Origin of the sequence: Pseudomonas putida, assembly GCF_002906855.1 — a bacterium.
GTDB classification, from domain to species: Bacteria; Pseudomonadota; Gammaproteobacteria; order Pseudomonadales; family Pseudomonadaceae; genus Aquipseudomonas; species Aquipseudomonas putida_N.
The window spans coordinates 377,046-391,322 of sequence record NZ_MINI01000048.1 but is presented as its reverse complement, the minus strand read 5'-3'; the positions used below and the strand labels follow the sequence as shown (position 1 = coordinate 391,322).

At 61.4% G+C, this 14,277-nt stretch carries 12 protein-coding genes; 4 read left to right on the top strand and 8 right to left on the bottom strand.

Annotated features, from left to right (window positions below; translation table 11 throughout):
- Positions 1 to 429 carry a DNA polymerase III subunit chi gene (locus BGP85_RS24535; protein ID WP_103445544.1) on the bottom strand — a complete coding sequence of 143 codons (429 nt, stop codon included), beginning with the start codon at positions 427 to 429 and terminating at the stop codon, positions 1 to 3.
- Between the two features lie 50 nt (positions 430 to 479).
- Positions 480 to 1,973 (bottom strand): leucyl aminopeptidase, encoded by a 1,494-nt coding sequence (locus BGP85_RS24530; protein ID WP_103445543.1) that lies wholly within the window; start codon positions 1,971 to 1,973, stop codon positions 480 to 482.
- A 289-nt stretch (positions 1,974 to 2,262) separates the two neighbouring features.
- On the opposite strand from BGP85_RS24530, the gene lptF reads away from it, so the two are divergent.
- Positions 2,263 to 3,378 (top strand): LPS export ABC transporter permease LptF, encoded by a 1,116-nt coding sequence (lptF, locus tag BGP85_RS24520; protein ID WP_103445541.1) that lies wholly within the window; start codon positions 2,263 to 2,265, stop codon positions 3,376 to 3,378.
- A complete protein-coding gene (gene lptG / locus BGP85_RS24515; protein WP_103445540.1) occupies positions 3,371 to 4,432 on the top strand; it encodes an LPS export ABC transporter permease LptG in 1,062 nt (353 codons plus the stop codon). Before lptF ends, lptG begins: the two co-directional genes overlap by 8 nt.
- 48 nt (positions 4,433 to 4,480) lie before the next feature.
- Here lptG and BGP85_RS24510 read toward each other — a convergent pair whose 3' ends face one another.
- The 6 genes from BGP85_RS24510 to gcvH all read right to left on the bottom strand — a co-directional run bounded on the left by BGP85_RS24510 (position 4,481) and on the right by gcvH (position 11,512).
- Positions 4,481 to 4,969 carry an RDD family protein gene (locus BGP85_RS24510; RefSeq protein WP_103445539.1) on the bottom strand — a complete coding sequence of 163 codons (489 nt, stop codon included), beginning with the start codon at positions 4,967 to 4,969 and terminating at the stop codon, positions 4,481 to 4,483.
- 91 nt (positions 4,970 to 5,060) lie between these two features.
- Positions 5,061 to 5,270 (bottom strand): cold-shock protein, encoded by a 210-nt coding sequence (locus BGP85_RS24505; protein ID WP_016392187.1) that lies wholly within the window; start codon positions 5,268 to 5,270, stop codon positions 5,061 to 5,063.
- A gap of 357 nt (positions 5,271 to 5,627) precedes the next feature.
- Entirely contained in the window at positions 5,628 to 6,749 is a 1,122-nt protein-coding gene (gene gcvT / locus BGP85_RS24500; protein WP_103445538.1) for a glycine cleavage system aminomethyltransferase GcvT, read from the bottom strand.
- A 27-nt stretch (positions 6,750 to 6,776) separates the two neighbouring features.
- Entirely contained in the window at positions 6,777 to 8,153 is a 1,377-nt protein-coding gene (locus BGP85_RS24495; protein ID WP_103445537.1) for an L-serine ammonia-lyase, read from the bottom strand.
- 108 nt (positions 8,154 to 8,261) lie between these two features.
- Positions 8,262 to 11,117 carry an aminomethyl-transferring glycine dehydrogenase gene (gene gcvP / locus BGP85_RS24490; protein WP_103445536.1) on the bottom strand — a complete coding sequence of 952 codons (2,856 nt, stop codon included), beginning with the start codon at positions 11,115 to 11,117 and terminating at the stop codon, positions 8,262 to 8,264.
- A gap of 11 nt (positions 11,118 to 11,128) precedes the next feature.
- Positions 11,129 to 11,512 (bottom strand): glycine cleavage system protein GcvH, encoded by a 384-nt coding sequence (gcvH, locus tag BGP85_RS24485; RefSeq protein WP_103445535.1) that lies wholly within the window; start codon positions 11,510 to 11,512, stop codon positions 11,129 to 11,131.
- Between the two features lie 489 nt (positions 11,513 to 12,001).
- Here gcvH and BGP85_RS24480 point away from each other — a divergent pair, with 489 nt between their 5' ends.
- Together BGP85_RS24480 and BGP85_RS24475 are read left to right on the top strand one after the other, a co-directional pair.
- Complete coding sequence (locus BGP85_RS24480; protein ID WP_146049003.1) at positions 12,002 to 13,978, top strand: S-type pyocin domain-containing protein; 1,977 nt, start codon at positions 12,002 to 12,004, stop codon at positions 13,976 to 13,978.
- Positions 13,968 to 14,243 carry a bacteriocin immunity protein gene (locus tag BGP85_RS24475; protein WP_103445533.1) on the top strand — a complete coding sequence of 92 codons (276 nt, stop codon included), beginning with the start codon at positions 13,968 to 13,970 and terminating at the stop codon, positions 14,241 to 14,243. Before BGP85_RS24480 ends, BGP85_RS24475 begins: the two co-directional genes overlap by 11 nt.
- Positions 14,244 to 14,277 lie beyond the last annotated feature (34 nt).

Below are 14,277 nucleotides of genomic sequence, written 5' to 3'. Positions count from 1 at the left end.
TCAAAGTCGCTGTAAGCGGTGGTCTTGCAGAGCATAGCCCTGTTCGCGGTAGAAACGGAACCGCTCGCGGGCCGATTGGCGAATGCCGGGCTCCTCGACAACGATCTCGGCAACCCGCTCGAACTGGCCGACAAACCCCGGTACACCGGCGCCCAGGTTGATCAGCAGGTCACGGTGTTCGCCGGCATCGTCGGCGAGGCCCAAGGCTACCCTGGCATCTGCGTGCACTTCGGCCAGGTCGTGGGGCACGAAGGCTTCTCCCTTGAAGCGCCACAGGCGTTGATCCAGTTCGGCACGCTGTTCGGCGTCCTGGCAATGCAGGTAGACCCGGTGGCCGAGGCGCCAGGCCTTCTCGCACAGCTTGCAGGCGAAGTCCAGCCGCGCCGACAGCGAGTCGGTGGGCAGGATATAGAAATCGACTTTGCTCATGGTGTGGTCTGCCAGCCGATGGCGCCAGGGGCGCCATCGGCCTCACGGCATCAGGCGCCAGCGCGGTCCAGCAGGTACTGGGTCAGCAGCGGGACCGGGCGACCGGTAGCGCCCTTGTCCTTGCCGCCACTGATCCAGGCCGTGCCGGCGATGTCCATGTGCGCCCAGTTGTAGGCCTTGGCGAAGCGCGACAGGAAGCAGCCAGCGGTGATGGTGCCGGCTTTCGGCCCACCGATGTTACCCATGTCGGCGAACGGGCTGTCGAGTTGTTCCTGATACTCGTCGAACAGCGGCAGCTGCCAGGCACGGTCGTCGGCACGCTTGCCGGCATCGAGCAGGTGGCCAACCAGCTCGTCGTTGTTGCCCATCAGGCCCGAGGTGTGGCTGCCCAGAGCGACGATGCAGGCGCCGGTCAGGGTGGCGATGTCGATCACCGCCTGCGGCTTGAAGCGCTCGGCGTAGGTCAGGGTGTCGCACAGCACCAGGCGGCCTTCGGCGTCGGTGTTGAGGATTTCGACGGTCTGGCCGCTCATTGTGGTGACGATGTCGCCCGGGCGGGTGGCACCGCCGCTCGGCATGTTTTCGGCGCAGGCCAGCAGGCACACCAGGTTGATTGGCAGCTGCAGTTCGAGGACCGCGCGCAGGGTGCCGAACACGCTGGCGGCGCCACACATGTCGTATTTCATTTCATCCATGCCGGCGCCTGGCTTGAGGCTGATGCCGCCGGTATCGAAGGTGATGCCCTTGCCCACCAGTACGAACGGCTTGTCGGACTTCTTGCCACCCTGGTAGTTGAGGACGATCAGGCGTGGCGGCTGGTCGCTGCCCTGGCCCACGGCGTAGAACGCGCCCATGCCCAGGTCCTTGATCTTCTTCTCGTCCAGCACTTCGACCTTCAGGCCCTTGTGGGCCTTGCCCAGTTCCTTGGCCTGCTCGGCCAGGAAGCTCGGGTGGCACAGGTTGGGCGGCAGGTTGCCCAGGTCACGGGTGAAGGCCATGCCGGTGGCGATGGCGCTGGCATGCTTGATGGCGCGCTCGACCTCGGCCAGGCCGGCCTTGTCGGCCAGCAGGGTAACCTTCTTCAGGGCGCGCGGTTCGGCCTTCTGGCTCTTGAAACGGTCGAACACGTATTCACCGTCGAGCAGCGTCTCGGTCAGCAGGCGGTATTTGCCGTAGTGGGCGTCGCGGTTGCTGACCGTGATGTCGTCCAGGGCCAGCACGGCATCGCCGCCGTTCAGGCCCTTGAGTACACCAGCCACGCTGGCCACCAGCTTGCGCCAGGCGCGGTCACCGAGGGCTTCGTCCTTGCCGCTGCCGACCAGCAGCACGCGCTCGGCCTTCAGGCCAGGCACGCTCTGCAGCAACAGGGTCTGGCCAGGCTTGCCGGCCAGGTCGCCACGCTTGAGCACCGCGCTGATGGCGCCTTCGCAGGCGTCGTCGACGGCCTTGGCAACGGTACCGAGCTTGCGCCCTTCACCGACCGGCACGACCAGAGTGGCGGTTTTTACGGATGCAGCGGCTACGCTTTTTACAACCAGTTCCATGTCAGGGTCCCCGAATGATCTATGCAGTTGGCGCTATGCGATTTCGCGCTCTGGACGGGCCTGGCCGCGTTGTCGCGTGCCAGTGGAAAAGCTGCCAGTTTGAGCCTCCCGCAAGCGTGCTGACAAGCCCGATGTGGGCCTTCATGCGCGGCCAAGTGACAGGCGCGGCCAATCACAGGATAATGCGCGCACTTCATATGGAGGTTCGCCGTTGGCGAACCGGCTTTGGTCCTGGCTGTCACAGGCCAATGTTTGGCAGTCCGCCCCTGACAACCCAGGAGTGTCTGGTTTGATCGTCTTTCGTTATTTGTCCCGCGAGGTCCTGGTGACCTTGAGCGCCGTCAGTGCCGTGCTGCTGGTGATCATCATGAGCGGGCGCTTCATCAAGTACCTGGCCCAGGCGGCCCAGGGCATTCTCGACCCTGGCGTGCTGTTCCTGATCATGGGCTTCCGCATGCCAGGTTTCCTGCAGCTGATTCTGCCGCTGGGCCTGTTCCTCGGCATTCTCCTGGCCTACGGCCGGCTGTACCTGGAAAGCGAAATGACCGTCCTGTCGGCGACCGGCATGAGCCAGCAGCGTCTGCTGGCCCTGACCATGGCGCCGGCGGCCCTGGTCGCCCTGCTGGTGGCCTGGCTGAGCCTGAGCCTGTCTCCGCTGGGCGTTGCGCAGGTGCAGAAGATCGTTGCCCAGCAGGATGCCATGACCGAGTTCGACACCCTGGTGCCGGGCCGTTTCCAGACCCTGCGCGACGGTTCACGGGTCACTTACACCGAACAGCTGTCGGACGATCGCGTCAAACTTGGCGGGGTGTTCATTTCCGAGAAGCGCTTCAACCAGGACAAGACCAAGGATCGTGCGCCTTCGGTGCTGGTTGCCGAAAGAGGCCATCAGGAAATCCAGGCCGATGGCAATCGCTACCTGGTGCTGGAGAACGGCTACCGCTACGACGGTAATCCGGGCCAGGCCGACTACCGTGCCATCAAGTACGACACCTATGGTGTCTTGCTGCCCAAGCCTGAAGTCGCCGAAGACGTGACCGATCGCGAAGCCATCCCGACCCTTGAGCTGTTCGGCAAGACCGACCTGCGCGAGCGTGCCGAGCTGCAATGGCGCCTGTCGCTGCCGATTCTGGTGTTCATCGTGACCCTGATGGCGGTGCCGCTGGCCAGGGTCAACCCGCGCCAAGGCCGCTTCCTCAAGCTGCTGCCGGCGATTCTTCTGTACATGGCTTACCTGACAATGCTGATTTCCGTACGCGGCGCTCTGGAGAAGGGCAAATTGCCGATCAGCCTGGGCATCTGGTGGGTGCATGGCCTGTTCCTGCTGATCGGCCTGACCTTGATGTATTGGGAACCGCTGCGCCTGAAAATGGCTGCTCGTCGTGCGGAGGTGGCCCATGGGTAAGCTCGACCGCTACATCGGCATGAGCGTGTTGCTGGCCATCCTGGCCGTGCTGGGGATCATCCTCGGCCTGGCCTCGCTGTTCGCCTTCATCGACGAGATGGGTGAACTGAGCGATACCTACACCTTGCTGGACGCGGGCAATTTCGTCCTGCTGACGGCACCTCGGCGCCTGTACGAAATGCTGCCGATGGCGGCACTGATTGGTTGCCTGATCGGCCTCGGCAGCCTGGCCAGCAACAGCGAACTGACTATCATGCGCGCCGCTGGGGTCTCCATCGGTCGCATCGTCTGGGCGGTGATGAAGCCGATGCTGGTGCTGATGCTGGTCGGCCTGCTGATTGGTGAATACGTCGCCCCGGTCACCGAGAACAAGGCCCAGGCCGACCGTTCCCTGGCTCAGGGAGGTGGTGAAGCGCAGAGCTCGAGGCATGGCATGTGGCACCGCCAGGGCGAGGAGTTCGTGCACATCAACTCGGTGCAGCCCAATGGCTTGCTGCTGGGCGTGACGCGCTACCGCTTCGACAACGAACGCAAGATCCAGACCTCGAGCTTTGCCCGTCGTGCCGAGTACAACGACGACCACTGGACGCTCAGCGATATCAGCACCACCTACTTCCACGGTGACCGCACCGAAGTGGTGAAGGCACCGACGGAGCTCTGGGACGTTTCGCTGACGCCGCAACTGCTCAATACCGTGATCATGGCCCCCGAGTCGCTGTCGATCACTGGGCTTTGGGACTACATCCACTACCTGTCCGACCAGGGCCTGAACAACGCCCGCTACTGGCTGGCGTTCTGGACCAAGGTGATGCAACCGATTGTGACCGCGGCACTGGTGTTGATGGCGATCTCCTTCATCTTCGGCCCGCTGCGTTCGGTTACCCTCGGCCAGCGCGTGTTCACCGGCGTACTGGTGGGCTTCGCGTTCCGCATCGGCCAGGACCTGCTGGGTCCGTCGAGCCAGGTGTTCGGCTTCCCGCCGTTGCTGGCAGTGGTGATTCCTGCAGGCATCTGTGCCTTGGCTGGGGTGTGGTTGTTGCGCCGGGCGGGTTGATGGCCTGAGCAGCTGAAAAAGCCGACCCAAGGGTCGGCTTTTTTGTGCCTACTTTTTCTGCTTCGGTACCCGCACTAGCTGGGTGTCCGAATAGATGTCATGCCAGCCGCGTTTGCGCTTGTCGATCAGCGACCAGAAGAACCCAAGCCCCAGGCAAAGCCAGGAGGCAATCGACACCACGAAGCGCAACAGTGCCTGCCACAGGCTGATAGCGCTGCCGTCGGCGTTCTGTACGCGCACGCCCCACACCTGCATGCCCAGGGTCTGGCCGCCATGGGTCCAGAACTTGGCAAAGAAGCCGAACAGGGCGAACAGCAGCACGGTCGAGAGCAGTGGGTCGCCATCCAGCGCGCCGGCCTCGGTCAGTTCACGCATGCGGGCTTCGCCGATGATGGTCATCTGGATCATCTTGTAGGCCCCGGCAGTGACGATCAGCAGTGCCGTGCACAGCAGGAAGTCATAGAACATCGCCGCCAGACGTCGGCCCAGGCCGACCGGTGGGAAATCACCCTGGGGGGAAAGCAGAGGCTTGGACATGCAGAACAGCTCCGAATGGCTAAGGCGCTATTCTACGGGCAAAAAAAAGCCCCTGCACATGGCAGGGGCTTTTTAGGAGTCGGGCTTGTGCTTAGACAGGCTGGACTTTGTCAGCCTGCATGCCTTTCTGGCCTTGGACTGCTTCGAAGGTGACCTTCTGGCCTTCTTTCAGGCTCTTGAAGCCGTTGCCTTCGATGGCACGGAAGTGCACGAACAGATCCGGACCGCTTTCTGGGGTGATGAAACCGTAACCTTTTTCGTCATTGAACCACTTGACGGTACCGTTCTGACGCTCAGCCATTGTCTTATTTCCTATGAAGCTTAAATTTTGATGACAGTTTCTTTCACGTTATATATGAGTGAAAGACTACTGGGCTGGGTTGCAGGAAAGTAAGAGACGTCGAACGGGTTGTAGCAAATCTCGGCTACTGGCCCAGGTCACGAACTGTTGCGACCCATGCAAACACAGTGCGTTGACTCTACGCCAACTCCCGAGAAAAAAACAAGCCCTTGGTCGTATGGAAAATTGGCCTTTTGCCGATAACCGACGGATTTGTCGGAAACGGCATGGCGCCTGGCCTGGCGCCATGTTCAAAAGTTATTGGGCAGGTTCGAAATCGAATATGTGGAGCCCGCCCGCAAACCTCAGGCCGTGCTTTCAACCCCGGTAGTAACGCTGTGCAACGAAAGGCATTTTACTGACTTTCAAGGCAACCTTCTTGCCGCGTACCAAGGCAAACAGAGCGGTGTCGAGTGCACTGTGTTCGATATCGACATAGCCCATCGCAACAGGGGCGCCGAGTGTCGGGCCGAAACCGCCGCTGCAGACTTTGCCCACAGTTTTATCGAACGCATCAACAATATCCGCACCTTCACGTACGGGCGTACGTTCTTGTGGCAACAAACCCACTCGTTTGCGGGCTACGCCTTGTTTCTGCTGAGCGAATACCGCCTCGGCACCCGGGAAGCCACCGGCACGGCCACCGTCGGCGCGGCGGACCTTGGACATTGCCCAGAGCAGGCTGGCTTCGATCGGCGTAGTGGTGGTGTTCATGTCGTGACCATACAGGCACAGGCCGGCTTCCAGGCGCAGCGAGTCGCGAGCACCCAGGCCGATAGGCTGCACCTCAGGCTCGGCCAGCAGACGACGCGCCAGGGTTTCGGCAGCGCCGACTGGCACCGAGATCTCGTAGCCATCTTCGCCGGTGTAGCCCGAACGGCTGACGAAGCAGTCTTCACCCAGCAGTTTCACCGGACGGAACTGCATGAAGGTCATGCCCGCCACTTCCGGCGCCAGGCGCCCCAGCACATTCACCGCCGCCGGGCCTTGCAGGGCAAGCAGGGCGCGTTGCTCGAACAGTGGTTCCACCTCGCATCGTGCGCCGATGTGTTTCTGCAGGTGCGCCAGATCCTGCTCCTTACAGGCGGCATTGACCACCAGGAACAGGGTGTCGTCACCGAGATTGGCTACCATCAGGTCGTCAAGGATGCCGCCCTGCTCGTTGGTGAACATGGCATAACGCTGCATCCCCACCGGCAGGTCGATGATGTCCACCGGCACCAGCGACTCCAGCGCCTTGGCTGCATCGGCGCCACGCAGGACGATCTGGCCCATGTGCGAGACGTCGAACAGGCCGGCTTGTTCGCGGGTATGCAGGTGTTCCTTGAGCACGCCCAGCGGGTACTGCACCGGCATGTCGAAGCCGGCGAACGGCACCATGCGCGCGCCCAGTTCCAGGTGCAGGGCGTGCAGCGGGGTCTTTTGCAGTGTTTCGGACATCGGTGACTCCTTGGTTTTTTTATTGGGTCAACATTCGATGATGTTGACGGCCAGACCGCCGCGGGCGGTCTCCTTGTATTTGCTTTTCATGTCGGCACCGGTCTGGCGCATGGTACGGATCACCTTGTCGAGCGACACGTAGTGCTGCCCGTCACCGCGCAGCGCCATGCGTACGGCATTGATAGCTTTCACCGAGCCCATGGCGTTGCGCTCGATGCAAGGCACCTGAACCAGGCCGCCTATCGGGTCGCAGGTCAGGCCGAGGTTGTGTTCCATGCCGATTTCAGCAGCGTTCTCCACTTGCGGCGGGGTACCACCCATCACTTCGCACAGGGCGCCTGCGGCCATCGAACAGGCCACGCCGACCTCGCCCTGGCAGCCGACTTCGGCTCCGGAAATCGAGGCGTTTTCCTTGTAAAGGATGCCGATCGCGGCAGCGGTGAGCAGAAAACGCACCACGCCGTCCTCGCTGGCGCCAGGGACGAAGCGCATGTAGTAGTGCAACACCGCAGGGACGATGCCCGCAGCGCCATTGGTCGGTGCGGTGACCACGCGCCCGCCGTAGGCGTTTTCCTCATTGACTGCCAAGGCGTAGAGGTTGACCCAGTCAAGTACCGACAGGGCATCGCGCAGGCTCGCTTCCGGGTGGCGGCTGAGTTGCCGGTACAACGCCGGAGCACGGCGCTTGACCTTGAGCCCGCCAGGCAGGATGCCCTCGTGGCGGCAGCCGGCCTCGACACAGTCCTGCATGACCTGCCAGATGCGCAGCAGCCCGGCGCGGGTTTCGGCTTCCGGGCGCCAGGCCCCTTCGTTGGCCAGCATCACCTGGCTGATCGACAGGTGCTGCGCGGTGCAGTGGCCGAGCAGCTCCTTGGCGGTCTTGAAAGGGTAGGTCAGCACGGTGCTGTCCTCGACGATGCGGTCCTGGCCGGCGGCATCTTCGTCAACCACGAAACCGCCGCCCACCGAGTAGTACTCACGACTGCGGATTTGCAAGCCGGCAGCGTCAAAGGCACGAAAGATCATGCCGTTGGGGTGATAGGCCAGGGGTTTGCGGATCATCGCCAGGTGCTGCTTCTCAACGAAGGCGATGGTCTGCTCACCCAGCAGGCTGAGCTGGCCGCTGGTGCGGATGGCCTGCAGGCGGGCGGGGATGGATTCAGTGTCGACGGTATCAGGGTGCTCGCCTTCCAGGCCGAGCAATACCGCCTTGTCGCTGCCGTGGCCCTTGCCGGTGGCGCCGAGCGAGCCATACAGCTCGGCCTTGACGCAAACGGTGCTGGCCAGCAGGCCATCGCGGCGCAGCCCTTCGGCGAAGCGTGCGGCGGCGCGCATCGGGCCAACCGTGTGGGAGCTGGAGGGGCCGATGCCGATCTTGAACAGGTCGAAGACGCTCAGTGACATGGTGACCTCCTGCCAGGTTCGTGGGGCGGACGATGAACCCTGTGGGAGCGGGCTTGCCCGCTCCCACAAAGGCCCATACCTCAGATCAGGAAATGGGTCAGAACGCTATCAGGCGTCCTGATAGCTCTCGATCGACGGGCAGGCGCAGACCAGGTTGCGGTCACCAAACACGTTGTCGACCCGACCAACCGGTGGCCAGTACTTGCCTTCCACCAGGCTCGGCAGCGGGTACACCGCCTGCTCTCGGCTGTAGCCATGGGCCCATTCGCCAACCAGCTCGGCCGCGGTGTGCGGGGCGTTCTTCAGCGGGTTGTCGTCCTTGTCCAGGCTGCCGGTTTCCACCGCGCGAATTTCCTCACGGATCTGGATCATCGCGTCGCAGAAGCGGTCCAGTTCTTCCTTGGACTCGCTCTCGGTCGGTTCGATCATCAGCGTGCCGGCCACCGGGAACGACATGGTCGGCGCATGGAAACCGAAGTCGATCAGGCGCTTGGCCACGTCATCGACACTGATGCCGCTGGTGTCCTTGAGCGGGCGAAGGTCGAGGATGCATTCGTGGGCGACCAGGCCATTGCCACCGGTGTACAGGACAGGATAGTGCTCTTCCAGGCGGCGGGCGATGTAGTTGGCGTTGAGGATTGCCATCTGCGAAGCACGCTTGAGGCCGGCTCCACCCATCATGCGAATGTACATCCAGGTGATCGGCAGGATGCTGGCGCTGCCGAACGGCGCGGCGCATACCGCACCTTCGGTGTTTTCCAGCTGCGCGTGGCCTGGCAGGAACGGCGCCAGGTGCGACTTGACGCCGATCGGGCCGACGCCCGGGCCGCCACCGCCGTGGGGAATGCAGAAGGTTTTGTGCAGGTTCAGGTGGGAAACGTCGCCGCCGAACTTGCCCGGGGCGCAAAGGCCGACCATGGCGTTCATGTTGGCGCCGTCGATGTAAACCTGGCCGCCGTTGTCGTGGATGATCGCGCAGATTTCGCCGATCGCTTCCTCGAACACGCCGTGGGTCGACGGGTAGGTGATCATGAGCGCGGCCAGTCGCTCGCGGTGCTCGATGGCCTTGGCGCGCAGGTCCTCGACATCGACGTTGCCGCGGGCGTCGCAGGCAGTGACCACCACGCGCATGCCGGCCATGTGCGCGGTCGCCGGATTGGTGCCGTGGGCCGAGGACGGGATCAGGCAGATGTCGCGGTGGCCTTCGCCACGGCTGCGATGGTAGGCACGGATGGCCAAGAGGCCTGCGTACTCACCCTGGGAACCGGCGTTGGGCTGCAGCGACACGGCGTCGTAGCCGGTGGCGGCGCAGAGCATGGCTTCCAGCTCGGTGGTCATCTGCAGGTAGCCCTGGCTCTGTGCGGCCGGGGCGAACGGGTGCAGGTTGCCGAATTCGGCCCAGGTCACCGGGATCATTTCGCTGGCAGCGTTGAGCTTCATGGTGCACGAGCCCAGCGGGATCATGCTGCGGTCCAGCGCCAGGTCCTTGTCGGCCAGGCGGCGCAGGTAGCGCATCAGCTCGGTTTCGCTGTGGTAGCGGTTGAACACCGGGTGCTCGAGGATGGCCGACTGGCGCAGCAGGGCGGCCGGCAGGCGCGAGCCGCTGCTGGCGGCCAGGGCGGCGAAGTCAGGCTGGGCCTGGTCAGCGCCGAACAGCTGCCAGAGGGCTTCGACGTCGGCCTGGGTGCTGGTTTCGTCGAGCGACAGGCCCAGGTGGGCGGCGTCGACTTGGCGCAGGTTGATACGTTGGGCGCGGGCCTTGTCGTGCAGGCCGGCGGTGGCGCTGCCAGTGGCCAGGGTCAGGGTGTCGAAGGCGGTTTCGCCCACCACTTCCAGGCCCAGGGTTTTCAGGCCGGCAGCCAGAATCGCGGTCAGGGCGTGGGTGCGTTCGGCAATGCGCTTGAGGCCGGCCGGGCCGTGGTACACGGCGAACATGCTGGCGATGTTGGCCAGCAGCACCTGGGCGGTGCAGATGTTGCTGGTGGCCTTCTCGCGGCGGATGTGCTGTTCGCGGGTCTGCATGGCCAGGCGCAGGGCGGTCTTGCCGAAGCGGTCGATGGACACGCCGACCAGGCGGCCCGGCATGTCGCGCTTGAAGGCATCACGCGTGGCGAAGTAGGCCGCGTGCGGGCCACCGAAGCCCAGTGGCACGCCGAAGCGCTGGGCGCTGCCGATGGCTACGTCGGCGTCGAACTCGCCCGGTGGGGTCAGCAGGGTCAGGGCCAGCAGGTCGGCGGCAACGGCGACCAGGGCGTTGGCGGCGTGGAAACGCGCGACGACTTCGCGGTAGTCGAACACTTCGCCGTTGCTGGCCGGGTATTGCAGCAGGGCGCCGAAGAAGGCGCTGACATCGCCCGGTTCACGCTCGTCGCCGACCACGATCTCGATGCCCAGCGGTTCGGCACGGGTGCGCAGCACGTCGAGGGTCTGCGGGTGGCAGTGCACGGAGGCGAAGAAAGTGTGGCTGGCCTTGTTCTTCGACAGGCGCTTGCAGAAGGTCATGGCTTCGGCAGCGGCGGTGGCTTCGTCGAGCAAGGAGGCGTTGGCGATCGGCAGGCCGGTGAGGTCGCTGATCAGGGTCTGGAAGTTCAGCAGCGCTTCCAGGCGGCCCTGGGAAATTTCTGGCTGGTACGGGGTGTAGGCGGTGTACCAGGCCGGGTTTTCCAGCAGGTTGCGCAGGATCGGTGCCGGGGTGTGGGTGTTGTAGTAGCCCTGGCCGATGTAGTTCTTGAACAGTACGTTCTTGCCGGCGATGGCTTTCAGCGCAGCGAGGGCATCGGCCTCGCTCTGGCCGTCTTGCGAGCCGAGCACGCTGGTGCCCTTGATGCTGTCGGGGATGACGGCGGCGCTCATGGCCTCCAGCGAGTCGAAGCCCAGGGTGGCGAGCATGGCTTGCTCGTCAGCGGCGCGCGGGCCGATGTGACGGGCGATGAATTCGTTGGCGGTGCCGAGGTTGATGGTCATGGTCGGATTCCTCAGGCGTCGTCGTTGGCTTTGATCAGGCGGTCGTAGGCGTCCTGGTCGAGCAAGGCTTCGACTTCGGCCATGTCGGCAGGCTTGAAGCGGAAGAACCAGCCTTCGCCCAGCGGGTCTTCGTTGACCAATTCGGGGCTGTCGTTGAGGCCTTCGTTGACCGCGACCACTTCACCGGTCAGGGGCATGTACACGCCGCTGGCGGCTTTTACCGATTCGACGGTGGAGGCTTCGGCACCTTTGTCGTACGCCTGCAGCTCAGGCAGTTGCACATAGACCACATCGCCAAGGGCATTCTGGGCGTAGGCGGTGATGCCCACGGTGACGCTACCGTCAGCTTCGACGCGCAGCCATTCGTGATCTTCGGTGAAACGCAACTCGCTCATGGGGAATCCTCGGGAAGCAGGGCGTTGGGCGCGGTGGGTCCGCGCTCTTGAGTTGAGGTTCTCTAAGCAATAATGCGGCCACTCTTTGAAAGCACATTAAAATCAATGACATACGGTCTATTCGTGCGCTGACATTCGATGGTTCGTAATGAAATCGTTCCGGTGGCTGCTTAAGCTGAAACATAGATTGGAATCATGGCCTTGCCATTGCTGGGCTCAGTTCGTATGTAACGAATTCATTACGCTGTAATCAAATCGATACGTTCGTGTGGCGTCAGTTCCATTTTGAAAGGATGAATAACTTTTAGGTGCATTGATTAGTTGTAGGAGTCTTCTCTTCTCGCTATGTCTGATTTACTGACAGGTTCTACTGGTTATATTTATCTCTCTTTGAATTGGTAGCGTTGCCTGCTGCGACACTCTGTTGTTCTTCATGCAGATTCTATGCTGGCTGCTGAGGGACGGGTACGTGGTTGAAGTGTTGGGCAAGTGGCCAAACGTGCCGGATATTTCAAGCAGCTGCACATTCGAACACACGTTTCTGAGGAAAAACGGATGTCTAGAAAGCGCAGGCAAATCGAGTTGCCCAATAGTTATGTAGAGGGAAGGCCACCCGAGGGTGAACCTTCAATTCCTCCCGGCTATTCTGGGCCGCTGCCACCCCTGGGTAACAACCCGCATGGCGACTGGTTCAGGGATATGAAATCTGGCAGTAAAGAAGCAAAAGAACAGCAGGCACTTTTCAATAAAGCGCCTTATGCCATGAAAGCCGCTGATGATGAAGCGAAAAGTGAGTATGTTACACAGTTGGCGTTGGTGGCACAGCGCATTGAATTGGATGCGCAAGCACTTCGCCAGAGTTTGGGTGGGCAGCCACAAGCTCATATTGAAGTGCTCAGGCAGGACGTCAATGTACGGAATAAGCTTGTTGAGCGAAAAACTCAGGATTTGAACAGGCATCGAGCGGCTGCAAATAGTTATTTTGGTTCGACCCCGTTTGGCAAAAGCCCAGTTGAATATGCAGTTGCTACGTATCGTTTGACGGTACAGATGCGTCTGCGGCCCCCGGCTTTGGAGCAAGCACTGAAGAGTGCCTATCACGCCGCCTATTCTGCTCAGTTGGATGAAGCTGAGATACAGATACTTCAGGCGCAGATCGCGGCCCTGCACCAGGCTATTGCAAGCGCTGAAGCCCAAGCCCAGGCCCAGGCAGAAGCTGCGGCTCGAGCCCAGGCTGAACTGGAAGCTGCGGCGCGAGCCGAGGCGCATGCCAGGGCCCAGGCTTTAGCTACCGCACAGGCCAAAGCCCGCGAGGCAGCCGAGAAGGCCGCGGCCCAGAGGGCGTTGGCAGAGCAGGTCATACGCCAAGCCAACACTTACAAAGCTCCGCTATCTGAGCTAGTGGCAAAGCCAGCCATTGTCATGGCCACGGCAGCAGCTCCGGCGCTGCAGGGTGGCGTAGAGCTGGCCACGGCCATTCGCACTGCCGTCTTATCACTGGGTGTCGCTTCGATCAAAGCGGTGTCGGGGTCTTTCCTGGCAGGAACCTTTGCGTTGCTGTATTCCCCCAAACTCGGTAATGGTGAGCTGCAAGACAACTACATCCTGAGCACACCGCTGACCGACCTCAACGTCGAACTCGATGCTGCTGCCCAGGCTGCTGCTGTCGAGCGAGGCGCGATCGACCTGCCGGTGCGGATGGGTGACAAGCGCGAACAGATCGGGCCGACCGAATTGTTCGCCGTTCGCACTGATGGCGCTGTCATCTCTTCTGTGGTGCCGGTACTGGCGGCGGAATTCAACGCGCAGAACGGTCAGTACATCGTTACCACAGACGATTTACCGCCCAGAACATTGATCTGGACGCCCGCCGTCGAGCCATCTGACAGCTCGACTACCTTGCCAGCGACCCCTCCACACGCAACTGCGATGGTTGGGCCTACGCTCGAACCGCTCGAAGGCCGAATCGACGCGTACCCTGATTTGCCGGATGTTGGGCTTGATGATTACGTCATCATTTTCCCGGCGGACTCGGGGTTGCCGCCGCTTTATGTGATGTTCAAAAGCCCCAGGAACCTGCCTGGGGTGGTATCAGGTAAAGGTCAACTGATACAAGGGGAATTCTTGTATGATGGAAACAGAGAGGGGGCTCCGATACCTGCGCAGATCGCCAGCAAGCTGCGAGGCAAGAAATTCAGCAGCTTTGGTGCATTTCGCCGGCGGTTATGGCAGTTGATTGGCCGTAGCCCTCTGTTTGAAAAGCAATTTACACTAGCTGATCTTTTGGCGATGCGTAGAGGTCTGGCACCCGTAGCACAAAAAAGTGAACAGGTTGGGAGTAGGAGGAAATTTGAGATTCATCATATGACGAGTATTCACAATGGTGGTGCAGTTTATGATGTTGAGAATATGCTTATTTTGGCTCCAAAATTTCACATTGAGGCTCATCAGAAAAATGAACTCTAAAGAAGATAAAATCTCTGATTATACAGAGCGTGACTTTTTCAAACTGGTGTATGGTATTTATCATGCTGATCCCGTACTTTACCCCACTGATCGAGCTCACACCCAAGGTATTATTAAGTTCGAGCGGCTGTCTGAGCATCCTCTTGGGTCCGACTTGATTTATCGTCCAAACAAGGTAGGTATCAAGGATACTCCGCAGTCTGTTGTTGATGCAGTGAGGCAGTGGCGGATTGAGCAAGGGTTGCCAGGCTTCAAGGAGTCGTGATTCTTTATAGGAACTTCTTGTCTTGGTAAGCTAA

Coding starts and splice junctions, on each gene's coding strand:
- BGP85_RS24535 (WP_103445544.1), bottom strand. CDS start 429: ATGAGCAAAGTCGATTTCTATATCCTGCCCACCGACTCGCTGTCGGCG.
- BGP85_RS24530 (WP_103445543.1), bottom strand. CDS start 1,973: ATGGAACTGGTTGTAAAAAGCGTAGCCGCTGCATCCGTAAAAACCGCC.
- lptG (WP_103445540.1), top strand. CDS start 3,371: ATGGGTAAGCTCGACCGCTACATCGGCATGAGCGTGTTGCTGGCCATC.
- BGP85_RS24510 (WP_103445539.1), bottom strand. CDS start 4,969: ATGTCCAAGCCTCTGCTTTCCCCCCAGGGTGATTTCCCACCGGTCGGC.
- BGP85_RS24505 (WP_016392187.1), bottom strand. CDS start 5,270: ATGGCTGAGCGTCAGAACGGTACCGTCAAGTGGTTCAATGACGAAAAA.
- gcvT (WP_103445538.1), bottom strand. CDS start 6,749: ATGTCCGAAACACTGCAAAAGACCCCGCTGCACGCCCTGCACCTGGAA.
- BGP85_RS24495 (WP_103445537.1), bottom strand. CDS start 8,153: ATGTCACTGAGCGTCTTCGACCTGTTCAAGATCGGCATCGGCCCCTCC.
- gcvP (WP_103445536.1), bottom strand. CDS start 11,117: ATGACCATCAACCTCGGCACCGCCAACGAATTCATCGCCCGTCACATC.
- gcvH (WP_103445535.1), bottom strand. CDS start 11,512: ATGAGCGAGTTGCGTTTCACCGAAGATCACGAATGGCTGCGCGTCGAA.
- BGP85_RS24475 (WP_103445533.1), top strand. CDS start 13,968: ATGAACTCTAAAGAAGATAAAATCTCTGATTATACAGAGCGTGACTTT.